Here is a 25,743-nt window from a genome sequence, read left to right on the forward strand (position 1 = left end):
TCACGGCCCACGGGCTCAGGGAACGGTCCGGTCGCCGCTCCCTGCCTTCGGTCGCATCCGCTCAATCGGTGTCGGCGGGGTCCGCTCGCATGTCTCCGGTGAAGTTGGCCGAGATCCTTCGATGCTCGGGGCTGCCTCTCCAGGCGCAGGGCCGTGGCCTGTCCGGACGGTGTGTGAGCGGTCCGCTACCGGGTCCGGATCCTGCCATTTGAGGTCCGCGAGGAGGAGGGGACGACCTTCGCTGCAGTGCTTAACCGCAGGTCAGACATATAAGGTGGGTTTTCCGGTCCGGACGTGCAGATGCGGCGGCAAGTAAAGGGGTGGGACCTTGAGTTCCGACTCAGGGGCACGCACAGCCTTCGCCGAGCGCCTCGCGCTGCTGTACAAGGAGGCCGGAAACCCTCCCCTCAAGAGCGTCGCCGAGGCAGTCGTACGGCTGCAGCGGATCGACGAGCGGGGGCGGCCCGTGCGGGTCTCCGCCCAGCGGATCAGTGACTGGCGCCGGGCCAAGAACGTGCCGGCGCAGTTCACGGCGCTCGCAGCGGTGCTGCACATCCTGATTCCGGAGGCACGCCGGCTGCGGCCCACACCGGTGTCCCCGGGCCTGTACGACCTCGCGCACTGGCAGCGGCTCTGGGAGCGGGCGCTGGCCGACCCGGTCGGTGACCGGCCCGCGCCACCCGCTGAGGAAAACCGGCGGCCTGAGGCCCAGGCTCCGCCCGCCGGAGGCGTCTGCCCCTACCGGGGACTCGCGCCCTACCGGCAGGAGGACGCCCGATGGTTCTTCGGCCGGGAGCGGAGCACGAGCGCGCTCGTCGCCCAGCTGCGCGCCGCCGAGCGGACCGGCGGCCTGGTGATGCTGGTGGGCGCCTCGGGCGCCGGAAAGTCGTCCCTGCTGAACGCCGGCCTGGTCCCCGCCCTCCGCGGCGGCGCGCTGCGCGCTGGACGCGGTACCTCGAACCCGAGCGCCACGGCGTCCCCGGAAACCGCCGCCGGGTGGGTCCTGCACCTCGTCCCGGGCGCGGACCCCCTCGCCGAGCTGGTCGGCCGTATCCCGGATCTCGCCACGGTCGCCGCCGACGCGCGTCAGGCCGAGCAGGAGGCCACGGAGGACCCGGCCGTCCCCGGCTCCGACTCCCCCAAGATCGCCCGCGCGGCGCGCGAGGCCGTGTCGGCGTGGGTGCGGCGGGAGGCGCCCGGCGAGAGCCGGCCGGTCATCGTCGTGGACCAGTTCGAGGAGACCTTCACCCTCTGCGCCGCCGAGGCCGACCGGCGCACGTTCATCCAGCTGCTGCACGCCGCCTGCACCCCGTCCGCCGACTCCGACGAGCCCGCACCGGTGCTCGTCGTCCTCGGCATCCGCGCCGACTTCTACGAGCAGTGCCTCGGCTATCCGGAACTGGCCGACGCGCTGCAGCACCGGCACATGGTGCTCGGGCCGCTGACCGCCGCCGAACTGCGCGAGGCTGTGACCGGCCCGGCCAAGGCGGTCGGTCTGGAGCTGGAGCCGGGGCTCGCCGAACTGATCATCCGCGAGGTGAGCGCCGACGGACCGCGCGGAGCCCACGACGCCGGCGTGCTCCCGCTGCTCTCGCACGCCCTGCTGGCGACCTGGCAGCGCCGCAAGGGCGGGCGGCTGACCCTGGCCGGCTATCGCGCGGCCGGCGGGATCCAGGGGGCCGTCGCGGCGACCGCCGAACGCGCCTGGTCGAGGCTGGACCCCGCGGCCCGTACCGCGGCCCGGCTGCTCCTGCTCCGGCTGGTCCGGCTGGGCGAGGACACACAGGCCACGCGCCGGCGCGGCACCCGGCGCCAGTTGGCGGAGGAGTCCGCGGACCCGGGCAAGACCGAAGAGTCCCTGGAGGCCCTGGTGCGGGCCCGGCTGGTGACGCTGGACGCGGACACGGTGGAGATCACCCACGAGGCGCTGCTGCACGCCTGGCCCCGGCTGCGGCACTGGATCGAAGACGACCGGAGCGGACAGCTGCTGCGCCAGCGGCTCGAGGAGGACGGCCGGGCCTGGGAGGACTCCGGCCGGGACAGCGCGCTGCTCTACCGTGGCTCCCGGCTGGAGCAGGCCCGCAGCTGGGCGCGCTCGGCCGGCGACCCGTATCTGACCCGCAGCGCGGTGGAGTTCGTGGCCGCGGCGGTACGGCTGCGCAGGCGGACGGTGTGGATCAGCCGGGCCGCGGTGGCGGCGCTGGTGGTGCTGGCCCTGCTCGCAGGGGGTTCGGCGGTGATCGCCTGGCAGCAGCGGGACGACGCCGTGTTCGCCCAGGTGGTCGCCGAGGCCGACCGGGTCCAGCACACGGACCCGTCCCTGGCCGCCCAGCTCGACCTGGTCGCCCATCATCTGCGCCCGGACGACGAGGGGACGTACAGCAGGCTGATCTCGATCGTGAACGCGCCGCTGGCCACCCCCCTCACCGGCCACACGGGCGCCGTCTACCTGACCTCCTTCAGCCCCGACGGCAGAACCCTCGCCACAGCCAGCTACGACCGCACGGTACGGCTGTGGAACGTGGCCGACCCGCGCCGCCCCCAACCGCTCGGCAAGCCGCTGACCGGCCACACCAGCTGGGTGAGCAGCGCCGTCTTCAGCCCGGACGGGCACACCCTCGCCAGCGCCGGCGACGACGGGACGATCCGGCTGTGGGACGTCACCGACCGCGCCCGCCCCGTGCCTCTGGGCAAGCCGCTCACCGGCCACCAGGGCACGACCTACCTGGTCGCCTTCAGCCCGGACGGGCGGATGCTGGCGAGCGCCGGGGAGGACCGCACGGTACGGCTGTGGAACGTGGCCGACCCGCGCCGGCCGCGTGAGACCGGGGCCCTGCGCGGTCACACCGCCGCGGTGCGCAGCGTCGCGTTCAGCCCCGACGGCCGTACCGTCGCGGCGGGCGGTGACGACGACACGATCCTGCTGTGGAACGTGGCCGACCCGCACCACACCCGGCGGTACGGCAGCGCGCTCAAGGGCCACACCGACCTCGTGCACTCGGTGGCGTTCAGCCCGGACGGGCACACCCTCGCCTCCGGCAGCGCGGACGACACGATCCGGCTGTGGGACGTCACCCACCCCGCCCGCCCGTCCGCACTCGGCTCACCGCTGGCCGGCCACACCGGCCCGATCTGGTCGGTGGCCTTCAGCCAGGACGGCGGGCGGCTGGCGGCCGCCAGCGCCGACAGCACGGCGAGCCTGTGGAACGTACGCGACCCCTCGTCCCCCTCGCAGGTCGGGGAGCCGCTCGCGGGCAGCAGCGGGGAGATGTACGCCCTGCAGTTCAGCCCGGACGGGCGGACCCTGGCCACCGGCAGCGGCGACGGCAGGGCGCGCCTGTGGTCGCTGCCGGCCTCGGACATCGTCGGCCGCACCGGCGCGTTCCGGCCGGACGGCCGGGTGCTGGCCACGGCGGCCCGGGACGGCAGGATCCGGCTGTGGAACGTGACACGGCCCGGGCGGCCCGTGCAGTTGAGTGAGCCGTTCATGCAGGCGGACGGCGGCCACCGGGCACCGGTGTTCTCCCCCGACGGCCGGATCCTCGCCGTCCTCACCAACAACCATGCGGTGCACCTGTGGAACGTGAGCGATCCGTCCCGCCCGGTCGCCGCCGGTCTCCCCATCCACCTGCGGACCCGGTTCGCGGGACCCGACACGCTCGCCTTCAGCCCCGACAGCCGCACCCTGGCCACCCCCTACGACGACCGCACCGTTCAGCTGTGGAACATCGCCGACCCCGGGCGCCCCACCGTGCTCGGCAGACCGCTCTTCGGGCACCGGGGTTTCCTCAACGCCATCGCCTTCAGCCCCGACGGGCACACCCTGGCGAGCGGCAGCGCGGACAGCACGATCCGCCTCTGGAACGTCACCGATCCCGCGCATCCGACCGGCATCGCCCGGCTCACCGAGCACACCGGTCCGGTCAACGTGATCGCCTTCAGCCCCGACGGACAGGTTCTGGCCAGCGGCAGCGACGACGACACGGTCCGGCTGTGGAACGTCGCCCAGCCCGCCTCCGCGACCGCGCTCGGCTCACCGCTCATCGGCCACACGGAGGCGGTCAAGACGCTCACGTTCAGCTCGGACGGACGCGTTCTGGCCAGCGGCGGCAACGACAACACGGTCCGGCTGTGGAACGTCGCCCACCCCGCCTCGGCAAGCCCCATCGGGCAGTCGATGAGCCCGAACGCGAAGTCCGGCACGTTCCTGTCCTTCAGCCCCTCGAGCCGTGTCCTCGGGGTCTCCAGCGGCACCGACACGGTGCGCGTGTGGAGCCTGGACGCCGACGCGGCGATCGCGCACATCTGCGCGGTCACCCGGGGCGTGATGACTCCGCAGAAGTGGCACGAGTACCTGCCCCGGCTCTCCTACGACCCGCCGTGCGGTCATTGACCGGCCGCCAAGCTGACTTATTAACGACCGACTGGGCCCCACAAGGCCCCGGGGCTTGTTACCCTTGGCCACAGCCCGATCGCTGGTGCATCCCCCGTCGCCAGCGATCGGGCCCTTTTCATACGGCCTCCTCACACGCACCGGTGCCGGAGTCCGCCGTCGACCGGTGGCGACCGGCGACTTCGTGGACGTCCGCCAGCTGCGCAGAACCCCCACCGCACATACCGAAAGACCCCCGGACCGATGATCCGGGGGGTCTTCATGCTGTGGGGCTAACAGGATTTGAACCTGTGGCCTCATCCTTATCAGGGATGCGCTCTAACCAACTGAGCTATAGCCCCGCCGCGCTCTGCGGTGTGTGTCCCGCGCGCTGACTCCTGAAGATTAGCGCACGACCACGTCAGTCCCAAAATCGGTTGTCGGGGGACCGTCACCGGCGCGCTGGACAGCCGGTCACTCGTCCTCGGCCAGGGTCAGCTCGATACCGCCCACGAAGCCCGCGGACAGGTTGTAGATGAACGCGCCGAGCGTCGCGAGCGCCGTGGCCAGGACCACGTCGATGACCGCGATGACCGACGTGAACATCAGGACGTGGGGGAGCGACAGGAACGCCTGGAGGTCGAAGCCGTTCCCCTCGTTCGAGCCGGTCGCCTCCGAGATCGTGCCGCCCACCGTCGAGAACACGCCCATCGCGTCCATGACCATCCACAGCAGCGCCGACGCGACGATCGTGCAGATGCCGAGCGCGATGGAGAGCAGGAAGCTCACCTTCATCACCGACCACGGGTCGGCCTTGGCCACCCGAAGCCGCGCCTTACGGGTGCGTGGTGCCGTACGCGCACCCGTGCGAGGCCGCCGTACGGCGCCGGCGGGCGGCTGGGCCGGATAGGCCTGCGGCGGGTGATAGGGCCCGGCGGGCTGCTCCTGGCTCCGCTCCTGGGGGAGCGGAGACGGCGACTGCGCCTCCCCGGCCACGGCCGGTCCTCGGGTGTCCGTCACAGTTCCCCCCTGGGATCCAGACGTGCCGGCGGAGTCCTGTCCGGACGCCTTCACCGGCTTCAGGTTGGTCGTGTGCGGGTCGGCCGCGCTCCCCGCACCCGCCCTGTGCGCGGCGGAGCCACGGCCGCCGCCGTCCGTCTCCGTACCCGTGGGGGTACCGGCCGATCCGGCGCCCGTGGCTCCGCTCACGATGACTCACTCCTCGTGCTACTCGGCCGAGGGCGCCTCACCCTCGTCCGTGCCGCCGGCCTGGACACCCTCGGCGGTGTCGGCGGCTTCCTCGCCGTCGACCTCCTCCGCCTCGCGCCCCGCCTCGGCGTTGCGTGCGATGCCGACCACGGCATCGCGCTTGCCCAGGTTGATCAGTTGGACGCCCATGGTGTCACGGCCCGTCTCCCTGATCTCATTGACCCGTGTACGGATCACGCCGCCGGAGAGCGTGATCGCGAGGATCTCGTCGGTCTCCTCGACGACCAGCGCTCCGACGAGCGAACCGCGGTCCTCCACGATCTTGGCGGCCTTGATGCCGAGGCCGCCGCGGCCCTGGACGCGGTACTCGTCGACGGCGGTCCGCTTCGCGTACCCGCCGTCGGTGGCAGTGAACACGAACGTACCCGGCCGAACAACATTCATCGACAGAAGTTCATCGCCTTCGCGGAAACTCATGCCCTTCACGCCGGAGGTGGCGCGGCCCATCGGACGCAGGGACTCGTCGGAGGCGGTGAACCGGATCGACTGCGCCTTCTTGCTGATCAGCAGCAGATCGTCGTCCGCCGAGACCAGCTCGGCGCCGATCAGCTCGTCGCCCGTGCCGTCCTCGCGCTCCCGCAGATTGATCGCGATCACGCCGCCGGAGCGGGGCGAATCGTAATCCTTCAGAGGCGTCTTCTTGACCAGACCGGACTTGGTCGCGAGGACCAGGTACGGCGCCGCCTCGTAGTCGCGGATGGCGAGGATCTCGGCGATCGCCTCGTCCGGCTGGAAGGCGAGCAGGTTCGCCACGTGCTGGCCGCGCGCGTCCCGGCCGGCCTCGGGCAGCTCGTACGCCTTCGCCCGGTACACCCGGCCCTTGTTGGTGAAGAACAGCAGCCAGTGGTGCGTGGTGGAGACGAAGAAGTGGTCGACGATGTCGTCTTCCTTCAGCTTCGTGCCCCGCACGCCCTTGCCGCCGCGCTTCTGCGCCCGGTAGTCGTCCGTCTTGGTCCGCTTGACATAGCCGCCGCGGGTGACCGTGACGACGATGTCCTCCTCGGCGATCAGGTCCTCGATGGACATGTCGCCCTCGTACGGGATCAGCTTGGTCTGGCGGTCGTCGCCGTACTTCTCGACGATGGCGGCCAGTTCCTCGCTGACGATGCCGCGCTGGCGGACCGGGGAGGCGAGGATCTCGTTGTACTCGTTGATCTTCGCCTGGAGTTCGTCGTGCTCTTGGACGATCTTCTGCCGCTCCAGGGCCGCCAGGCGCCGCAGCTGCATCTCGAGGATCGCGTTGGCCTGGAGCTCGTCGATCTCCAGCAGGTCCATCAGGCCGCTGCGCGCGATGTCGACGGTCTCGCTGCGCCGGATCAGCGCGATGACCTCGTCGATGGCGTCCAGGGCCTTCAGCAGACCGCGCAGGATGTGCGCGCGCTCCTCGGCCTTGCGCAGCCGGAAGCGGGTACGGCGGACGATGACCTCGATCTGGTGCGCCACCCAGTGCCGGATGAACGCGTCCAGGGACAGCGTGCGCGGCACGCCGTCGACCAGCGCCAGCATGTTGGCGCCGAAGTTGGTCTGCAGGTCGGTGTGCTTGTACAGGTTGTTCAGGACGACCTTGGCGACCGCGTCGCGCTTGAGCACGATGACCAGGCGCTGGCCCGTACGGGACGACGTCTCGTCGCGGACGTCGGCGATGCCGCCGATCTTGCCGTCCTTGACCAGGTCGGCAATCTTCTGCGCCAGGTTGTCCGGGTTGACCTGGTACGGCAGTTCGGTCACGACCAGGCACTGCCGGCCCTGGATCTCCTCGACCTCGACCACCGCGCGCATCGTGATGGAGCCGCGCCCGGTGCGGTACGCCTCCTCGATGCCCTTGCGGCCCACCACCAGGGCGCCGGTCGGAAAGTCGGGGCCCTTGATGCGCTCCATGAGCGCGTCCAGCAGCTCCTCGTGGCTGACGTCCGGGTTCTCCAGGTACCACTGGGCGCCGGCCGCGACCTCGCGCAGGTTGTGCGGCGGGATGTTGGTGGCCATGCCGACCGCGATACCGGCCGAGCCGTTGATCAGCAGGTTCGGGAAGCGGGCGGGCAGGACGGTCGGCTCCTGGGAGCGGCCGTCGTAGTTGTCCGTGAAGTCGACGGTCTCCTCGTCGATGTCGCGGACCATCTCCATCGACAGCGGCGCCATCTTGCACTCGGTGTACCGCATGGCGGCCGCCGGGTCGTTGCCCGGGGAGCCGAAGTTGCCGTTGGAGTCCACCAGCGGCATCCGCATCGACCACGGCTGGGCGAGCCGCACCAGCGCGTCGTAGATCGAACTGTCGCCGTGCGGGTGGTAGTTGCCCATGACGTCGCCGACGACACGGGCGCACTTGTAGAAGCCGCGGTCGGGGCGGTAGCCGCCGTCGTACATCGCGTACAGCACGCGCCGGTGGACGGGCTTCAGGCCGTCCCGGACGTCGGGCAGCGCACGGGACACGATGACGGACATCGCGTAGTCCAGGTACGAGCGCTGCATCTCCGTCTCGAGCCCGACGGGCTCGACGCGCATGGCGAGTTCGCCGCCCTCGGTCTCAGGAGTCTCTGGGGTGTTCTCGTCGGCCATTGCTGGTGAAGATCCTTCCTGGTGCGGTCAGCTGAGACCGACTCAGATGTCGAGGAAGCGGACGTCCTTGGCGTTGCGCTGGATGAACTGGCGGCGGGCCTCGACGTCCTCGCCCATCAGGACCGAGAACAGGTCGTCGGCCTGGGCGGCGTCGTCCAGGGTGACCTGGCCGAGGACCCGGTGCTCCTGGTCCATCGTGGTCACACGCAGCTCCTCGGCGTTCATCTCGCCGAGGCCCTTGAAGCGCTGGATCGAGTCCTCGCGGACGCGCTTGCCGCGCTGGCGGCCCATCTCGATCAGTGCGTCGCGCTCACGGTCCGAGTAGGCGTACTCCACGTCGTCCCGGCCCCACTTGATCTTGTACAGCGGGGGGCGGGACAGGTACACGTGCCCGGCCTCGACCAGCGGCCGCATGAAGCGGAACAGGAAGGTCAGCAGCAGGGTGCTGATGTGCTGGCCGTCGACGTCGGCGTCCGCCATCAGGATGATCTTGTGGTAGCGGAGCTTCTCGATGTCGAAGTCCTCGTGCACGCCCGTGCCGAAGGCGGAGATCAGCGCCTGGATCTCCTGGTTCTGCAGGATCTTGTCGATCCTGGCCTTCTCCACGTTGAGGATCTTGCCGCGGATCGGGAGGATCGCCTGGTACTGCGGGTTCCGGCCGGACTTGGCCGAGCCGCCGGCGGAGTCGCCCTCGACGATGAAGATCTCGCACTTGGTGGGGTCGTTGGACTGGCAGTCGGCCAGCTTGCCCGGCAGCGACGCCGACTCCAGCAGGCCCTTGCGCCGGGTCAGGTCGCGGGCCTTGCGGGCCGCCACGCGCGCGGTGGCCGCCTGGATGCCCTTGCGGACGATGTCCGCGGCCTCGACCGGGTTGCGGTCCAGCCAGTCGTTGAGGTGTTCGTAGACCGCCTTCTGCACGAAGGTCTTGGCCTCCGTGTTGCCCAGCTTGGTCTTCGTCTGGCCCTCGAACTGCGGCTCGCTCAGCTTGACCGAGATGATCGCGGTCAGGCCCTCGCGGATGTCGTCACCGGTGAGGTTGTCGTCCTTCTCGCGCAGCAGCTTCTTGTCGCGCGCGTACTTGTTGATCAGCGAGGTCAGCGCGGCGCGGAAGCCCTCTTCGTGCGTACCGCCCTCGTGGGTGTGGATGATGTTCGCGAACGAGTACACACCCTCGCTGTAGCCGCTGTTCCACTGCATCGCGACCTCGAGGGACAGGCTCTTGTCCTTGTCCTCCGCCTCCAGGTCGATGACGGTGGGGTGCACGACCTCTCCCTTGCGGGAGTTGAGGTACTTCACGAAGTCGACGATGCCGCCCTCGTAGTAGTACGTGACGGTCTTGACCTCGGCCTTCTCGTCCGCACCCGCCTCGTCGGCGCCGCTGGTGGCCTTCGCCGACTCGCGCTCGTCGGTGAGCCTGATCGTCAGGCCCTTGTTGAGGAACGCCATCTCCTGGAAACGCCGCGACAGCGTCTCGAAGGAGTACTCGGTGGTCTCGAAGATCTCCGGGTCGGCCCAGAAGGTGACCGACGTGCCGGTCTCCTCGGTCGCCTCGTGCTTGGCCAGCGGGGCGGTGGGAACGCCCATCTTGTAGTCCTGCGTCCACCGGTACCCGTCGGTCTTCACCTCGACGGCGACCTTCGTGGACAGCGCGTTCACGACGGACACGCCCACACCGTGCAGACCGCCGGAGACGGCGTACCCGCCGCCTCCGAACTTGCCGCCCGCGTGGAGCACGGTCAGCACGACCTCCACGGCCGGCTTGCCCTCGGAGGGCACGATGCCCACCGGGATGCCACGGCCGTTGTCGACGACCCGGACGCCGCCGTCGGCGAGGATCGTGACGTCGATCGTGTCCGCGTACCCGGCCAGCGCCTCGTCGACCGAGTTGTCGACGACCTCGTACACCAGGTGGTGCAGACCGCGCTCGCCCGTGGAACCGATGTACATGCCGGGCCGCTTGCGGACCGCGTCCAGCCCTTCGAGCACGGTGATGGCGCTGGCGTCGTACGACGTCGAGGCGGTGGCCTCGCTGCGGGCGGAGGCCTCGGTGGCGGCCTCGGCGTTCACGCCGGCGTCGGTGGACGGGATGTTCTCGTTGGGGTTGCCGGAATCGGCCACGAAGCGCCCTTTCTGGCACAGCACGAGCCGGGCTCGTCGGCAGGTTGCCGGAGCGGCTGCGGCATGTTGCGGTGGTAAGCCTTGATCAGCGTTGCTCAGCTTTTCCCGGGCGGTCCCCACGTTGGGGCGGGATTGTCTTCCAGTCTACCGGTAGGTCTGACATCGATGGGGGTTTGCCGGTACCTGAGTCCCCATGTGCCGCCCTGAACCGGCCTCGATCGGGTCCCGATATACGGATGGGGGCTCCAAGGGGCTCACAGCGGCACTCAGCGCTTCGAGCCGTCAACCCTTGGCTACTGGGGGGTCAGATGGCGGTCCGGCCGTGCCGCGGACCCCGTCCGCACCGGCGACGGGGTGCCGCGCCGACAGCATGGTCACCTCTATGACGTGATGTACGTCACCCTTACGTCGGCCCGTACGTCAGCCGTACGTATCGCCGGGTCCGGAGCTTCCCGGGGCCCGCAGCGGGCCGTAGCGCCGGGCCGGACCGCCCGGGTTCAGCACCTTGATCATCCGTACCGTGCCGTGCCCCAGGTCCTCGTTGAGCCGGGCGACCAGCGCGGGCGCGAGATGGCGCAGCTGGGTCGCCCAGGCCGTCGAGTCGCACTGCACGACCAGCACGCGCTCGTCCTCGTCGTACCGCTGCGGCACGCAGTGCTTGGCCAGGTCCTCGCCGACGATCTGCGGCCAGCGGCCCATCACGCCGCCCACCGCCGCGGGCGTCTCCCAGCCGCGCTCGGTCAGCAGCCGGTTGATCGCCGCGCCCAGCGCCATCGGGTCGCGGCCGTCCGCACGCGCCCCGGAGCGCAGCCCGCCGCCGCGCCGGGCCTGCTTCTTCTGCCGCGCCGCGTCCCCACGCGCGCGTGCCTGCTCCTTCGCCGCGCGCAGCGCCACGCGCGCGAGGTCGACACCGGAGGGTTCGGGCACCTTCTTGTCCGGCATCTTCCTGGGGGTGGCTCCGTCGGCCTTCGGGGTGGGTTCGTCGGTGCTCATACGCGCTCCACCGTCCCTCCGGACACGGTGTACCGCGCCCCGGCCAGCATCCGCGGTACGTCGTCTTCCACGGCGGCGGTGACCAGCACCTGCTCGCCGGGCGCGACCAGCTCGGCCAGCCGGTCCCGGCGCCGCGCGTCCAGCTCGGCGAAGACGTCGTCCAGGACCAGCACCGGCTCGTTGCCCTCGGCCCGCAGCAGGTCGTAGGAGGCCAGGCGCAGGGCGAGCGCGTAGGACCAGGACTCGCCGTGCGAGGCGTACCCCTTGGCGGGCAGCTGACCCAGTTTGAGGACCAGGTCGTCGCGGTGCGGGCCCACCAGGGTGACCCCGCGTTCGATCTCCTGCTTGCGGGCCTGGGCCAGCGCCGCCATCAGCTGGGCGTAGAGATCCTCGCGCGCTTGGGCCTCACCGAGCGCGGACGGCTTGTACTCCAGCGCCAGCGGGCCGCCGCCAGGAGCCAGTTGCTCGTACGCCTTGTCGGCCAGCGGCTGCAGCGCGGCGATCAGGTCGAGGCGCTGGGCGAGCAACTCGGCGCCCGCGCGCGCGAGATGCTGGTCCCACACGTCGAGTGTGGACAAGTCCATGGACCGCCCGCCGTGCCGGCGCGCCAGGGCGGCGGTCTTGAGCAGGGTGTTGCGCTGCTTGAGGACGCGCTCGTAGTCGGAGCGCACCCCGGCCATGCGCGGCGACCGAGCGGTGATCAACTCGTCGAGGAACCGCCGCCGTTCGCCGGGATCGCCCTTGACCAGGGCGAGATCCTCGGGCGCGAACAGCACGGTCCGTACGATCCCCAGCACGTCCCTGGGCCTGACCTGCGAGGACCGGTTGATACGGGCGCGGTTGGCCTTGCCCGGGTTCAGCTCCAGCTCGACCAGCTGCTGCCGGTCGCCCTGCCGGACCTGCGCCCGGATGACGGCGCGCTCGGCGCCCATGCGGACGAGCGGAGCGTCCGAGGCGACCCGGTGGCTGCCGAGCGTGGCCAGGTATCCGACCGCTTCGACCAGATTCGTCTTGCCCTGCCCGTTGGGGCCGACGAACGCGGTGACGCCCGGGTCGAGCGGGACCTCGGCCCGGGCGTACGAGCGGAAGTCGGCCAGCGAAAGATGCGTGACGTGCATGGTCGTTTCGCCGGCCTTCCTCGGAGTGCTGACGGGCTGTGGATCGACGGGCTGGGAATCACGGGCCCGCGGAGCGAGCCCTGTGGATTCCCACGGCTTCTGTGGATTCCTCTGTGTTCTGTGGATCCCTAGGGACTGTGCGGATCCCTGTGGATCACTTCTTCGCCACGGCGTGGCCGCCGAACTGGTTGCGCAGCGCGGCGATCATCTTCATCTGCGGCGAGTCCTCCTGGCGGGAGGAGAACCGCGCGAACAGCGACGCGGTGATCGCCGGCAGCGGCACCGCGTTGTCGATCGCGGCCTCCACAGTCCAGCGTCCCTCACCGGAGTCCTGTGCATAACCGCGCAGGCCCTCCAGGTGCTCGTCGTCGTCCAGCGCGTTGACCGCGAGGTCGAGCAGCCAGGAGCGGATGACGGTGCCCTCCTGCCAGGAGCGGAAGACCTCGCGGACGTTCTCCACGGAGTCGACCTTCTCCAGCAGCTCCCAGCCCTCGGCGTAGGCCTGCATCATCGCGTACTCGATGCCGTTGTGGACCATCTTCGCGAAGTGGCCCGCGCCGACCTTGCCCGCGTGCACCGAACCGAAGTCGCCCTCCGGCTTCAGCGCGTCGAAGATCGGCTGCACCTTGGCGACGTTCTCCGCGTCACCGCCGTACATCAGCGCGTAGCCGTTCTCCAGGCCCCAGACGCCGCCGGAGACGCCGCAGTCGACGAAGCCTATGCCCTTGGCCGCCAGCTCCTCGGCGTGCTTCTCGTCGTCCGTCCAGCGGGAGTTGCCGCCGTCCACGACCACGTCGCCGGGCTCCAGCAGCTCGGCGAGCCGGTCGATGGTCGACTGGGTGGGCTCGCCGGCCGGCACCATCACCCAGACCACGCGCGGGCCGCTGAGCTTGCCCACAAGCTCTTCCAGGCTGTGGACATCCGCGAGATCCGCGTTGTGGTCGTATCCGATGACGGTGTGGCCCGCGCGGCGGATCCGCTCGCGCATGTTGCCGCCCATCTTGCCGAGGCCGACGAGACCGAGCTCCATCAGTTGTGTTCCTTAAGGTCGCTGTGTGGCGTGTGAGGCACCTTCGTGCCGTGCCGAGCCTAATCGCGACCCTTCGTGCACAGCTGTGGGCATACGCGCTCACCTGCGGAAACCAGCACCGGCCGACACAGGCGCCGGGCGTCCACAGCGGGCGCCCGGCGCTGTGCACAGCTGTGGAAAACGGTCAGCCGCTCAGCCGCACCGGCATGATCAGGTACTTGTAGGCGTCGTCGGCCTCGGCGTCCACCGCGGGCTTGCCGCTGAGCAGCGCCGGCTTGGTGGACGTCGTGAACGACAGCTGGGCCACCGGGGAGTCGATCGCGCTCAGGCCGTCCAGCAGGAACGTCGGGTTGAAGGCGATGGAGATGTCGTCGCCGTCCAGCTGGGCGTCGACCCTTTCCACAGCCTGTGCGTCGTCGCTGGACCCGGCCTCGAGGATCAGCACGCCCTGCTCGAAGCTCAGCCGCACCGGGGTGTTCCGCTCGGCCACCAGCGCCACACGCTTGACGGCCTCCACGAAGGGCGCCGTCTCGATCACGGCGACGGAGTTGAACTCGGTCGGGAACAGCGTGCGGTACTTCGGCAGGTCGCCCTCGAGCAGCCGCGTGGTCGTACGACGCCCGGCGCCCTCGAAACCGATCAGGCCCTCACCGGCGCCCGAGCCGGACAGCGCCAGGGTGACGCTGTCCCCTGCGCCGAGCGACTTGGCGGTGTCCAGCAGCGTCTTGGCCGGGACCAGGGCGACCGCGGAGGCGTCCGGGTTCTCCGGCTTCCACAGGAACTCGCGGACGGCGAAGCGGTAGCGGTCGGTGGAGGCCAGCGTGACCGTGTCGCCCTCGATCTCGATGCGCACACCGGTGAGGACGGGCAGCGTGTCGTCACGTCCGGCGGCGATGGCGACCTGGGAGACGGCGGCCGCGAAGACCTCGCCGGGGACGGTGCCCGTGGCGTTCGGCATCTGCGGCAGCGCCGGGTACTCCTCCACAGGCAGGGTGTGCAGGGTGAACCGGGAGGACCCGCAGACCACGGTCGCCCGTACACCGTCTGTGGAAATCTCCACCGGGCGGTTGGGGAGGGCGCGGGAGATGTCCGCGAGCAGCCGGCCGGAGACGAGGACGGTGCCCTCCTCCTCGACCTCGGCTTCCACGGATACGCGCGCGGAGACCTCGTAGTCGAAGCTCGACAGGCTCAGCTGGCCGTCCTCGGCCCTGAGGAGGAGGCCGGCGAGGACAGGCGCCGGCGGACGGGCCGGGAGGCTGCGTGCCGCCCACGCCACTGCCTCCGCGAGTACGTCGCGTTCCACCCGGATCTTCACCGTAAGCCGCCTCCTGCTGTTGCTACTGAGTCCTCCGACTCGGTGTCGCCGCCCACTGCGAAGGGAAGGACACCGGGGACCAGTCTGACGCACCGCACTGACAGTAGGTGCCCGTCGGGGTCAAGTCGCTCCAAGAGGCAGCCGGGCACGAGACGGCGAGTTGTGCACAGCCCCCGCTTCGAAACGAATGCCGAGCTATCTCTAGTCGGGAGTAGTAGTAGGGGCTGTGGATACCGTGGATAACCGCGTTTGCCCAGTTCAGAGCCGAGATTTTATCCACGGGTCCTGTGGGCGGCGCCGGTGGACAACCAGGGGCGTCTGTGGAGAACGGAAAGTTCTGCACACACCGCCCACAGCCCGAGGGTGGTTCTCCCCAGCTGCGTCCCCAGGTTTACCCAGGTTTCCCACACCCCAATCCGGCACCTTGGTGTGACGGCTTTCACTCGACGCGGTGAGAGGGGGCGTCGCGTTGCCGAACAGTGGACAGCCATGTGGAGAAGCCGGAGATCACTGGGGACAACCGGTCCCGGCCTGTGGGCCGCCGGTGGAAAACCTCGTGCACAGCCTGTGGATCTCCGCTCTGTCCACAGTCTGTGGAGATCATTCGTCCACGATTCCACAGGGGTCTGACCTGGGCGGATCCCCTATGAACAGCCTCCCTGTGGACGCCGCTCGGGACAACTCGGCAGTCCCCAGCGTGTGGACGGAAGAAAGTCACCGAATCTGTGGAGGATGGCCGTAACCCGGCAGGAATTCGAACACCTGGCAACGCCCGGACAACGCTCCCCGCGACCGCGACCGCGACCGCGACCGCGACCGTGCCCGGCGCGGCTGCGGCAGTCAGCCGCCGCGGCCCGGCCGCCGTGCCCGTCCCGGCGCGCAGTCGTGCCTCCCCCAGCGCCTCAAGAGCCGGGGCCCCCGGGCGGCACCGGTGGACGCACTGGTGGGCGCACAGGTGGGCGCGCGGCCATCGGTGCCGGCGCGGACCAGGGAGACCGCCCATGACCGGTCGCGGCGCCGGGCGCCCACAAGGGCGCCGCCCACTGTGGACCGCCGGGCATGGCAAAGGGCGCCCCCGGGACACGCGTCCCGAAGGCGCCCTCACCCGTCGGCGAGGCCGGCGGCAGCCGCCGGTCAGCCGTTCTTGATCCGGTTCGTCAGCTCGGTCACCTGGTTGTAGATCGACCGACGCTCGGCCATCAGCGCACGGATCTTGCGATCGGCGTGCATGACAGTCGTGTGATCCCGCCCCCCGAACTGCGCCCCGATCTTCGGCAGCGACAGATCGGTCAGCTCGCGGCACAGATACATGGCGATCTGCCGCGCGGTGACCAGCGCGCGCCCCCGCGAGGTGCCGCACAGGTCCTCCACCGTCAGCCCGAAGTAGTCGGCGGTGGCCGCCATGATCGCGGTGGCCGTGATCTCGGGTGCCGAGTCCTCGCCGCCGGGGATCAGGTCCTTCAGGACGATCTCGGTCAGCCCGAGGTCCACCGGCTGCCGGTTGAGGGAGGCGAACGCCGTCACCCGGATCAGCGCGCCCTCCAGCTCACGGATGTTCCGCGAGATCCGCGAGGCGATGAACTCCAGCACCTCCGGCGGGGCGTTGAGCTGCTCCTGCACCGCCTTCTTGCGCAGGATCGCGATGCGCGTCTCCAGCTCGGGCGGCTGGACGTCGGTGATCAGCCCCCACTCGAAACGGTTCCGCAGCCGGTCCTCCAGCGTGACCAGCTGCTTGGGCGGCCGGTCGGAGGACAGCACGATCTGCTTGTTGGCGTTGTGAAGGGTGTTGAAGGTGTGGAAGAACTCCTCCTGCGTCGACTCCTTGTCCGCGAGGAACTGGATGTCGTCGACGAGCAGGATGTCCATCTCGCGGTAGCGCTTGCGGAAGCTGTCGCCCTTGCCGTCGCGGATGGAGTTGATGAACTCGTTGGTGAACTCCTCGGAGCTGACGTACCGCACGCGCGTGCCGGGGTACAGGCTGCGCGCGTAGTGCCCGATGGCGTGCAGCAGATGCGTCTTGCCGAGCCCGGACTCCCCGTAGATGAACAGGGGGTTGTACGCCTTCGCCGGCGCCTCGGCGACGGCCACCGCGGCGGCGTGCGCGAACCGGTTGGAGGCGCCGATGACGAACGTGTCGAACAGGTACTTCGGGTTCAGCCGTGCGGTGGGCTCACCGGGCCCGCCCGCCGGCGCGGGCTGTGCGGCCAGCGGGCCGGGCGCGCCGGTGGCGGGCAGGTCCGGCCGACCGGGACCCCCCCGGTGGACGGGGCCGCCGGCAGGCTGCTCGGGCAGCTCGCGGCGGACGGGGTCGCGCTGGTCGTACTCGGCCCGTGGGGGCTCGTACTCGGGGCGCGCGGAGTCGTAGTCCCCGCGCCCCGCGTCGTAGTCCGCGCGCGGGGCGTCGTACTCACCGCGCTGCTGCTCGTACGACGGCCGGTCCATGCCCGGTGAGCGGTAGTCCGGGGACGGCGGGCCGTAGCCGTCGGGGCCGGAGCCGTAGGCGTCCTGGGACGACGGCGACGCGTACGGGTCGCGCTCGGGGAAGCCGAGCCGCGGCTGCTGCCAGCTGTACTCGTCCTGCGTGGGCCGCGGCCAGGCGCCGGGCTCGCGGCGCTGGTACTCGGAGGGGTACGCCGGGCGCACGACGGGGAGCTGGTCGCGGGACTGCTGCTCGGCCGGCGAGGGGTCGGCGGCGCGGTGGCGGCCGTACCCGTCGTACGACCGCTCCTCGTAGGACGGGCCGGACGGCAGCTCCGGCTCTTCGTAGCGCGGCTTGGGCGGCTGCTGCACCGGCGCCGCGGGTGCCGGCGGCTCGCCCGCGGAGTCGTCCACGGTGATCGCGATCCGGATGGGGCGGCCGCACTCGCGGCTCAGCGTCTCGCTGACGATCGGCGCGAGACGGCCCTCCAGTACGCCCTTCGCGAATTCGTTCGGTACGGCGAGCAGGGCGGTGTCCGCGACCAGCGCGAGCGGCTGGCAGCGCCGGATCCAGTGCTCGTCCTTCGCCTCGACACCCTGTCCGCGGCCTTCTCCGAGGAGCTGCTCCAGTACTCGCGGCCACACTGCGGCAAGATCGGCGGGTACGTCAGCCACAGGGCACGCTCTCTCACAGGTCCCACGAACGTGTGATCGCGGGACGGGTCGGGGGGGGTACTTCGGGTGGTCGGTGGGTCAAACCCGCCGGGGCGGGGGACAAAAGAACGAATCGGAGTTCAGCCACGGTAGTCAGCGCGGCGGGTACGGTTCAAGTTGTTGTCCCCAGCCTGTGGATAGTGTCTCTCCGTGACCCCCGGTTTGACCGGATGGCGCAGCCCCGCGTACCGTAACCAGGTCGAGTTGTCGATGGCTGCTGCCGCCTGCCTCCGATGGGCACAGGTCACGTCAGGTGATCGGGAAGCGGTGCACTCGGGCGTGACGCGAGCTACTCGTGGGCGCACGGTGACAGCCAAGACGGCACCCCGCAACTACCGATTTCTTTCTGGAGCCCCCGAGTGAGCAAGCGCACCTTCCAGCCGAACAACCGTCGTCGCGCGAAGACCCACGGCTTCCGGCTGCGTATGCGCACCCGTGCCGGCCGCGCGATTCTCGCGTCCCGCCGCAGCAAGGGTCGCGCCCGTCTGTCCGCCTGATCCCGATCAGGTCATGACGTCGTGCTGCCCACCGAGAACCGGCTGAGGCGGCGCGAGGACTTCGCGACCGCGGTTCGACGAGGACGCCGGGCAGGCCGCCCGACTCTCGTCGTCCACCTTCGTAGCGGTGCCACGGACCCGCACGCGCCTGGGGAGAGCGCTCCCCCGACGCGTGCGGGTTTCGTCGTGAGCAAGGCCGTGGGTGGCGCGGTCGTGCGCAACAAAGTGAAGCGCAGACTGCGTCATCTGATGCGTGACCGAGTAGCCCTGTTTCCCCCCGGTAGCCTGGTAGTCGTACGAGCGCTGCCCGAGGCGGGCGGCGCGGACCACGCACAGCTGGCCCGAGACCTGGATGCCGCCCTACAGCGGCTGCTGGGAGGGGGCGCGCGATGAAGTACCCGCTGCTGGCTCTGATCAAGTTGTACCAGTGGACGATCAGTCCACTGCTGGGGCCGGTGTGCAAGTACTACCCGTCGTGCTCCCACTACGGCTACACGGCCATCGACCGGCACGGTGCCATCAAGGGAACGGCACTCACCGCCTGGCGCATCCTCCGGTGCAATCCGTGGTCGCTCGGTGGTGTGGACCACGTCCCGCCGCGCAAGCGTCCGCGGTGGCACGAAATGCTGCGCAACGCTTGGCGCGCACGCAAGGCGGGGCCCTCCGCCGCCGAACCGGCCACCGGAACGGAGTCCGGAAGCCCTGCTTCCGAGCTCCCCCCGAGCCCGGCCGCAGAGACCTCGTCCCATGCCCAAGGAGCATGATTAGTGGACACGATTGCCAGCCTTTTCAGTTTCATCACCTGGCCCGTCTCCTGGGTCATCGTCCAGTTCCACAAGGTGTACGGGGCGATCTTCGGACCTGACACCGGGTGGGCCTGGGGCCTGTCCATCGTGTCCCTGGTGATCCTCATCCGCATCTGCCTGGTTCCGCTCTTCGTGAAGCAGATCAAGGCGACGCGCGCGATGCAGACGCTCCAGCCGGAGATGAAGAAGATCCAGGAGCGCTACAAGAACGACCGGCAGCGCCAGTCGGAAGAGATGATGAAGCTGTACAAGGAGTCGGGTACCAACCCGCTCTCCTCGTGCCTTCCCATCCTGGCGCAGTCCCCGTTCTTCTTCGCCCTGTACCACGTGCTCAACGGCATCGCGACGGGCAGCAAGATCGGCGCCATCAACGAGCCGCTGCTCGCCAGCGCCCGTAAGGCGCACATCTTCGGCGCCCCGCTCGCCGCGAAGTTCATGGACAGCTCGGACAAGGTCGCGGCGCTGGGCGCCACGCTGACCGACGTCCGGGTCGTGACCGCGGTCATGATCGTCCTGATGTCGTTCTCGCAGTTCTACACGCAGCGCCAGCTGATGACGAAGAACGTCGACACGACGGTGAAGACGCCGTTCATGCAGCAGCAGAAGATGCTGATGTACGTCTTCCCGGTCATGTTCGCCGTGTTCGGCATCAACTTCCCGGTCGGTGTCCTCGTCTACTGGCTGACCACCAACGTGTGGACCATGGGCCAGCAGATGTACGTCATCCACAACAACCCGACCCCGGGTTCCAAGGCCCAGGCCGCCTACCTGGAGCGTCTGACCAAGCACGTCACGCACCACGGCAAGGTCCGCCGGCGCAGCGAGAAGGCCATCGTCAAGGCGATCGTCGCCAAGGGCCGCGACCGCAACGAGTTCGAGCGCAAGTTCATCAACGCGCTGAACAAGGCCGGCCTCGCCGCGCAGGCCGACGGCAGCGTGGTGAAGAGCACGGCGCAGGCCGCGGCAGAGACCGTGGACGGTGCGGAGGCCACCTCGGCCACCGGCGCCGGAGCGGGATCCGCCGCTGCCCGGCGCCAGCAGCCCAAGCGCCAGTCCAAGGCCCAGCGCCAGTCCGGCGCGGCCAAGCAGGCGGGCGGGTCCACCTCGTCCACCTCGCTGGAGAAGTCCGACGAGCCGCAGGACAGCAAGCCCGCCGCGGCCCAGCAGGCCCCGAAGCCCGGCTCCGGCACCCGCAGCAAGGCCCAGTCCGGCCAGCGCAAGGGTGGTCCGCAGCGGCCCAAGTCCCCGTCCAAGAAGTAAGAAGGAGCCCATCCCGTGACGGAAGGCACCACCTCCGCCGCTGCCGACGGTGCAGACGCCCTGACCCGCCTGGAGCAGGAGGGTGAGATCGCGGCGGACTACCTGGAGGGTCTGCTGGACATCGCCGACCTCGACGGCGACATCGACATGGACGTCGAGGCCGACCGCGCCTCCGTGTCGATCATCAGCGACACCGGCAGCCGTGACCTGCAGAAGCTGGTCGGCCGGGACGGCGAGGTGCTGGAGGCGCTGCAGGAGCTGACGCGCCTGGCGGTGCACCGGGAGACCGGTGACCGCAGCCGGCTGATGCTGGACATCGCGGGTTACCGGGCCAGGAAGCGGGCCGAGCTGTCCGAGATCGGTGCCAAGGCGGCTGCCGAGGCGAAGAACACGGGCGAGCCCGTCAAGCTCAAGCCGATGACCCCGTTCGAGCGCAAGGTCGTACACGACGCGGTCAAGGCCGCAGGACTGCGCAGCGAGTCCGAGGGCGAGGAGCCGCAGCGGTTCGTCGTCGTGCTGCCGGCCTGATCGGCCCCCACGTTTCACCGGCCCCGTCTGTTCAGCAGACGGGGCCGAACTTTGTCAGCCTGGTAGTTCTGGTGGCCGGTGCGCGAAGCGCCGGCGCTGTACGGAAGGACGGTCCCCGTGACGGAGGCAGCGGAGCTTCCCCCCGCGCCCGAGCAGGCGCGGGAAGTGTTTGGTGATCGCTTCGCCGATGCGGTCCGCTATGCGGAGCTGCTCGCCGAGGCGGGCGTGCAGCGTGGTCTGATCGGACCGCGGGAAGTGCCCCGCCTGTGGGAGCGGCATCTGCTGAACTGCGCGGTGCTCTCCGAGGCCGTCCCCGAGGGAGTGACGGTCTGCGATGTCGGCTCCGGTGCCGGACTGCCGGGTATCCCCTTGGCCCTGGTCCGGGACGACCTGAACATCACCCTGCTGGAGCCGCTGCTGCGACGCACCAACTTCCTCACCGAGGTCGTCGAGCTGCTCGGCCTGGACCATGTCACCGTGGTGCGGGGCCGTGCCGAGGAGGTCCTGGGCAAGCTGCCGCCGGTGCACGTGGTGACCGCCCGGGCCGTGGCTCCGCTGGACCGGCTGGCGGCCTGGGGCATTCCGCTGCTGCGTCCTTACGGCGAGATGCTGGCGCTGAAGGGAGACACCGCGGAGGAGGAGCTGAAGGCCGCGGCCACCGCGCTGAGCAGGCTCGGTGCGGTCGAGACGTCGATCCTGCATGTGGGTGAGGGCATCGTGGACCCGATGTCCACTGTGGTGCGGGTCGAGGTCGGGGAGAGCCCGGGCGGTGTGCGGTTCGCGGCCAAGCGTGCCAAGGCCGCCAGGACGGGCCGGACGCGTCGCCGCCGTTGATCAGGAGCGGAGAACGCGTCGCCGCCGTTGATCAGAAGCGGAGGCGTTCCCCACCCCCTTCTGACGAGGAGACGTACTCCACACAAGGTGCCAAACCTACGCAGGCCGGAGTGTCGCAGAGGTCAGGTCGCCGCCGCTGTGCATCGTGTTTCACGTGAAACGTCGCTCACTGCTGCACGGGATCATCAGTCGCGGCCGCGCTGCGGCCGAACCTCGCGACCGCAAGCCCCTCGGTTCCCTGGGAGAGGAGCCTGCCTCCCAGGGGCCTTCGCCTCTCTCCCGGGAAGCCCCGCCTCTCCCTCGGGGCAATGAGTCCCTCTCCCGGGGCACGGAGTTGTCCACAGAGGTGGATTTCTCCACAGAACGCCAGGCCTCACTGGTTCACGACCCCGAAGGCATGGGAGGCTCTGTTCATTGCGAGCCTGAAGTCGAGGAGAGTGAATCCTTGCGGTCCGACGCCAACATCGCGGGACCGATGACCGATCCGGTCCCCGGTCCCCGTACCGAGTCGATGGGGGCGGATGTTTCACGTGAAACACCACCTCCGATGGACGACACTCCGATCGGTCGTGCGGCCCAACTGGCGGTAGAGGCTCTGGGCCGCGCCGGCGAAGGTCTGCCACGGCCTGAGCAGACCAGAGTCATCGTGGTCGCCAACCAGAAGGGCGGCGTGGGCAAGACGACGACCACCGTCAACCTTGCCGCTTCGCTGGCTCTGCACGGCGGCCGTGTCCTGGTGATCGACCTCGACCCGCAGGGCAACGCGTCCACCGCCCTCGGGATCGACCACCACGCCGAAGTTCCTTCCATCTACGACGTGTTGGTGGAAAGCAAGCCTCTCGCCGAGGTCGTCCAGCCGGTCCCGGATGTGGAAGGCCTCTTCTGCGCCCCCGCCACCATCGATCTCGCCGGTGCGGAGATCGAGCTGGTGTCGCTGGTGGCCCGTGAGAGCCGGCTGCAGCGGGCCATCCAGGCCTACGAGCAGCCGTTGGACTACATCCTCATCGACTGCCCGCCCTCGCTCGGCCTGTTGACGGTCAACGCGCTGGTGGCCGGCCAGGAAGTCCTCATCCCGATCCAGTGCGAGTACTACGCACTCGAGGGTCTGGGTCAACTGCTGCGCAACGTCGACCTGGTGCGGGGGCACCTCAACCCCACGCTGCATGTGTCGACCATCCTGCTCACCATGTACGACGGCCGGACGCGGCTCGCCTCCCAGGTCGCGGAAGAGGTGCGCACCCACTTCGGCGACGAGGTGCTGCGGACGAGCATTCCCCGCTCGGTCCGTATTTCCGAGGCGCCGAGCTACGGACAGACGGTGCTGACTTACGATCCTGGTTCGAGCGGTGCCCTCTCGTACCTCGAGGCGGCCCGAGAAATCGCGCTGAAGGGCATCGGCATCAGCTATGACGCCGGCCAGGCCCACATCGGCGCCCAGAACGATCCAAGCATGGTGGAGGGGATCCAGTGAGTGAGCGACGGAGGGGGCTGGGCCGTGGACTCGGCGCACTGATCCCGGCTGCCCCGACCGAGAAGAACCCGGCTCCGGCCGGTCTGGGTGGCGGAGCCTCCGCCTCTGCCGCGGCCGTCCCGGTGCTGACGACCGACCGGGGGGTGGCCGCGGCGAAGGTGGCCGCCCTGTCGCCTGTTTCACAGGAAACCGAGGAGTCTCCGGCGAGCGCCGCTGCGGAGGTGCCGGCGCCTCCGATGGGCGCGCACTTCGCCGAGATCCCTCTTGACGCCATCTCGCCCAACCCGCGCCAGCCCCGTGATGTCTTCGACGAGGACGCGCTTCAGGAGCTGGTCACCTCCATCAAGGAGGTCGGTCTCCTGCAGCCCGTCGTCGTACGGCAGCTGGGGCCCGCCCGCTATGAGCTGATCATGGGCGAGCGCCGGTGGCGGGCCTGCCGTGAGGCCGGCCTGGAGGCCATCCCGGCGATCGTCCGGGCCACGGAGGACGAGAAGCTCCTCCTGGACGCGCTCCTGGAGAACCTGCACCGCGCGCAGCTGAACCCGCTGGAAGAGGCTGCTGCCTACGACCAGCTGCTGAAGGACTTCAACTGCACGCACGACCAGCTGGCCGACCGGATCGGGCGCTCCCGGCCCCAGGTCTCCAACACGCTGCGTCTGCTGAAGCTCTCTCCGGCTGTCCAGAAGCGGGTGGCCGCCGGTGTTCTCTCCGCCGGGCATGCCAGGGCCCTGCTGTCCATCGAGGACTCGGAGGAGCAGGACCGGCTGGCCCACCGCATCGTGGCCGAGGGGCTGTCGGTGCGTGCCGTCGAGGAGATCGTGACCCTCATGGGCTCGCGGCCCCAGAAGCCTCAGCGCCCGAAGGGACCGCGGGCCGGCTCCCGGCTCTCCCCGGCGCTGAACGAGCTGGCGACCCGGCTGTCGGACCGCTTCGAGACTCGGGTGAAGGTAGACCTCGGCCAGAAGAAGGGCAAGATCACCGTGGAGTTCGCCTCGGTGGACGATCTCCAGCGGATTCTGAGCACCCTGGCTCCGGACGAGGGACCGGTGCTGCAGCAGGAGCTGCAGAGCGCGACCGAGGAACAGGACGACTGATCTTCGGCTGCCCCCTCGGGTATGAAGCAGGCGGGCCGTGTCCGGTGTGTACCGGAACACGGCCCGCTCTTTGCTTTGAGGCAGTATCGAGCGAATCACATCGTGGATACGATGCGAACGGGTATGGCGCATCCACCGGACAGCATCTGCACCTCTGAGTGGGGAGTCGGGGCCATGCGATCGATGAGCCGCACAGGACTGGTGAGCGCGGCCCTGAGCCTGGGAGCGGTCGGCGGATTCGTCGGCAGCCTGCTCAGGGAACGCAGTGCTCTGACAGCCGCTCGAGAGGCGGCGGGCGAAGGAAGCGAGGAACAGCCTTCATGGGGCGTCGGCTCGTGCCGCTCACGCTGGACAACCTTCAGGACCTCCCCCACCGCTGCCGATCGTGCGTCTTCTGGGAGCTCGACCCCGTCAGCGGAGAAGCGGCGGTAAAGGCGGGCACCGCGGCACTGGAGAAGGAGGCCTGGATCTCCGCTGTCCTGCTGGACTGGGGCTCGTGCGGCCGGGTGGTGTACGTCGACGACGTGCCGGTGGGTTTCGTTCTCTATGCCCCTCCGGCTTATGTCCCGCGCTCGACGGCCTTCCCCACCAGCCCTGTCTCACCGGACGCCGTGCAGCTGATGACGGCGTTCGTCATGCCCGGGTACCAGGGCCAGGGACTGGGGCGGGTACTGGTGCAGACGGTCGCCAAGGATCTGCTGCGCCGGGGCTTCAAGGCGATCGAGGCCTTCGGTGACGCCCGGTGGGAGGAGCCCGCCTGTCTCCTTCCAGCGGACCATCTGCTGGCCGTGGGGTTCAAGACCGTCCGGCAGCATCCCACGCATCCCCGGCTGCGACTGGAGCTGCGCTCGACGCTCTCCTGGAAGGAAGACGTGGAGATGGCGCTCGACAGGCTCCTCGGAGCAGTCCAGAAGGAACCGGCGCTCAGGCCGCTGTAGCTCAGCGCGCCGACGCAAGCGAATGGGCCAACCCGTCGGGGTTGGCCCATTCGTGTTTCACGTGAAACGTCACTCGGCGATGAAGTCGGCGAGGTCCCGCTCGATCGCCGCCTTCGGCTTGGCGCCGACGATGGTCTTGACGACCTCGCCACCCTGGTAGACGTTCAGGGTCGGGATGGACATGACGCCATACTTGGCGGCCGTACCCGGGTTCTCGTCGATGTTCAGCTTGACGACCTCGATCTTGTCGCCGTGCTCCTTGGCGATCGCCTCGAGAGACGGGGCGATCTGGCGGCAGGGACCGCACCAGGCGGCCCAGAAGTCCACCAGGACGGGCTTGTCGCTCTTCAGGACGTCCTCGTCGAAGGAAGCGTCGGTCACGTTCTTCAGGTCGGCCACAGCGGGCTCCTCAACT

Annotated in this window: 19 protein-coding genes and 1 tRNA gene; 10 read left to right on the forward strand and 10 right to left on the reverse strand. The window is 69.7% G+C overall.

The genetic code is table 11. The features are described from left to right. Positions 1-328: 328 nt before the first annotated feature. A complete protein-coding gene (locus OG956_RS17425) occupies positions 329-4,393 on the forward strand; it encodes a WD40 repeat domain-containing protein (protein ID WP_330338893.1) in 4,065 nt (1,354 codons plus the stop codon). A 267-nt stretch (positions 4,394-4,660) separates the two neighbouring features. On the opposite strand, the gene OG956_RS17430 is transcribed toward OG956_RS17425, so the two are convergent. The 9 genes from OG956_RS17430 to dnaA all read right to left on the reverse strand — a co-directional run bounded on the left by OG956_RS17430 (position 4,661) and on the right by dnaA (position 17,861). Continuing rightward, positions 4,661-4,734, reverse strand: a tRNA-Ile gene (locus tag OG956_RS17430). Positions 4,735-4,846: 112 nt separating this feature from the next. Beyond that, entirely contained in the window at positions 4,847-5,581 is a 735-nt protein-coding gene (locus OG956_RS17435; RefSeq protein ID WP_330338894.1) for a DUF3566 domain-containing protein, read from the reverse strand. A gap of 18 nt (positions 5,582-5,599) precedes the next feature. Next, positions 5,600-8,194: a DNA gyrase subunit A gene (gyrA, locus tag OG956_RS17440; protein ID WP_330338895.1), complete on the reverse strand. Its 2,595-nt coding sequence runs from the start codon at positions 8,192-8,194 to the stop codon at positions 5,600-5,602. A 42-nt stretch (positions 8,195-8,236) separates the two neighbouring features. Next, positions 8,237-10,336 (reverse strand): DNA topoisomerase (ATP-hydrolyzing) subunit B, encoded by a 2,100-nt coding sequence (gyrB, locus tag OG956_RS17445; RefSeq protein WP_330338896.1) that lies wholly within the window; start codon positions 10,334-10,336, stop codon positions 8,237-8,239. A gap of 396 nt (positions 10,337-10,732) precedes the next feature. Then, positions 10,733-11,305 (reverse strand): DUF721 domain-containing protein, encoded by a 573-nt coding sequence (locus OG956_RS17450; RefSeq protein ID WP_443065572.1) that lies wholly within the window; start codon positions 11,303-11,305, stop codon positions 10,733-10,735. Next, entirely contained in the window at positions 11,302-12,423 is a 1,122-nt protein-coding gene (gene recF, locus OG956_RS17455; protein ID WP_330338897.1) for a DNA replication/repair protein RecF, read from the reverse strand. The genes OG956_RS17450 and recF overlap by 4 nt, the downstream gene beginning before the upstream one ends. Before the next feature lie 154 nt (positions 12,424-12,577). Then, complete coding sequence (gene gnd / locus OG956_RS17460) at positions 12,578-13,453, reverse strand: phosphogluconate dehydrogenase (NAD(+)-dependent, decarboxylating) (RefSeq protein ID WP_330338898.1); 876 nt, start codon at positions 13,451-13,453, stop codon at positions 12,578-12,580. Positions 13,454-13,637: 184 nt separating this feature from the next. Continuing rightward, positions 13,638-14,768 (reverse strand): DNA polymerase III subunit beta, encoded by a 1,131-nt coding sequence (gene dnaN / locus OG956_RS17465; protein WP_330338899.1) that lies wholly within the window; start codon positions 14,766-14,768, stop codon positions 13,638-13,640. 1,134 nt (positions 14,769-15,902) lie between these two features. Further along, positions 15,903-17,861: a chromosomal replication initiator protein DnaA gene (gene dnaA, locus OG956_RS17470; protein ID WP_330338900.1), complete on the reverse strand. Its 1,959-nt coding sequence runs from the start codon at positions 17,859-17,861 to the stop codon at positions 15,903-15,905. A gap of 398 nt (positions 17,862-18,259) precedes the next feature. Between dnaA and rpmH the strand changes: the two genes are divergently transcribed. From rpmH to OG956_RS17515, 9 genes are all read left to right on the forward strand, one after another. Then, on the forward strand, positions 18,260-18,397 hold the full coding sequence (rpmH, locus tag OG956_RS17475; RefSeq protein WP_003956500.1) for a 50S ribosomal protein L34: 138 nt from the start codon (positions 18,260-18,262) through the stop codon (positions 18,395-18,397). A 21-nt stretch (positions 18,398-18,418) separates the two neighbouring features. Continuing rightward, positions 18,419-18,790 carry a ribonuclease P protein component gene (gene rnpA, locus OG956_RS17480; protein ID WP_330338901.1) on the forward strand — a complete coding sequence of 124 codons (372 nt, stop codon included), beginning with the start codon at positions 18,419-18,421 and terminating at the stop codon, positions 18,788-18,790. Further along, a complete protein-coding gene (yidD, locus tag OG956_RS17485; RefSeq protein WP_330338902.1) occupies positions 18,787-19,161 on the forward strand; it encodes a membrane protein insertion efficiency factor YidD in 375 nt (124 codons plus the stop codon). Before rnpA ends, yidD begins: the two co-directional genes overlap by 4 nt. Before the next feature lie 3 nt (positions 19,162-19,164). Further along, entirely contained in the window at positions 19,165-20,463 is a 1,299-nt protein-coding gene (gene yidC / locus OG956_RS17490) for a membrane protein insertase YidC (RefSeq protein ID WP_330338903.1), read from the forward strand. A 15-nt stretch (positions 20,464-20,478) separates the two neighbouring features. Beyond that, complete coding sequence (locus tag OG956_RS17495) at positions 20,479-20,991, forward strand: Jag family protein (RefSeq protein ID WP_330338904.1); 513 nt, start codon at positions 20,479-20,481, stop codon at positions 20,989-20,991. Positions 20,992-21,108: 117 nt separating this feature from the next. Continuing rightward, a complete protein-coding gene (gene rsmG / locus OG956_RS17500; protein WP_330338905.1) occupies positions 21,109-21,825 on the forward strand; it encodes a 16S rRNA (guanine(527)-N(7))-methyltransferase RsmG in 717 nt (238 codons plus the stop codon). Between the two features lie 397 nt (positions 21,826-22,222). Further along, positions 22,223-23,296, forward strand: a complete 1,074-nt coding sequence (locus tag OG956_RS17505) for a ParA family protein (RefSeq protein ID WP_330342874.1) — start codon at positions 22,223-22,225, stop codon at positions 23,294-23,296. Beyond that, a complete protein-coding gene (locus tag OG956_RS17510) occupies positions 23,293-24,390 on the forward strand; it encodes a ParB/RepB/Spo0J family partition protein (RefSeq protein ID WP_330338906.1) in 1,098 nt (365 codons plus the stop codon). Before OG956_RS17505 ends, OG956_RS17510 begins: the two co-directional genes overlap by 4 nt. 320 nt (positions 24,391-24,710) lie before the next feature. Next, positions 24,711-25,328, forward strand: coding sequence for a GNAT family N-acetyltransferase (locus OG956_RS17515; protein WP_330338907.1), 618 nt, complete (start codon positions 24,711-24,713; stop codon positions 25,326-25,328). A gap of 69 nt (positions 25,329-25,397) precedes the next feature. Here OG956_RS17515 and trxA read toward each other — a convergent pair whose 3' ends face one another. Then, positions 25,398-25,727, reverse strand: coding sequence for a thioredoxin (gene trxA / locus OG956_RS17520; protein ID WP_330338908.1), 330 nt, complete (start codon positions 25,725-25,727; stop codon positions 25,398-25,400). Between the last annotated feature and the right edge of the window lie 16 nt (positions 25,728-25,743).

The sequence above is a fragment of the Streptomyces sp. NBC_00557 genome (assembly GCF_036345995.1).
Classification (GTDB): Bacteria; Actinomycetota; Actinomycetes; order Streptomycetales; family Streptomycetaceae; genus Streptomyces.

What these genes read in the sequence shown, in the direction of transcription:
- OG956_RS17450 (WP_443065572.1), bottom strand. Translation starts at nt 11,305, where the DNA reads ATGAGCACCGACGAACCCACCCCGAAGGCCGACGGAGCCACCCCCAGG.
- recF (WP_330338897.1), bottom strand. Translation starts at nt 12,423, where the DNA reads ATGCACGTCACGCATCTTTCGCTGGCCGACTTCCGCTCGTACGCCCGG.
- yidD (WP_330338902.1), top strand. Translation starts at nt 18,787, where the DNA reads ATGAAGTACCCGCTGCTGGCTCTGATCAAGTTGTACCAGTGGACGATC.
- gnd (WP_330338898.1), bottom strand. Translation starts at nt 13,453, where the DNA reads ATGGAGCTCGGTCTCGTCGGCCTCGGCAAGATGGGCGGCAACATGCGC.
- OG956_RS17505 (WP_330342874.1), top strand. Translation starts at nt 22,223, where the DNA reads ATGGGAGGCTCTGTTCATTGCGAGCCTGAAGTCGAGGAGAGTGAATCC.
- OG956_RS17515 (WP_330338907.1), top strand. Translation starts at nt 24,711, where the DNA reads ATGGGGCGTCGGCTCGTGCCGCTCACGCTGGACAACCTTCAGGACCTC.
- gyrA (WP_330338895.1), bottom strand. Translation starts at nt 8,194, where the DNA reads ATGGCCGACGAGAACACCCCAGAGACTCCTGAGACCGAGGGCGGCGAA.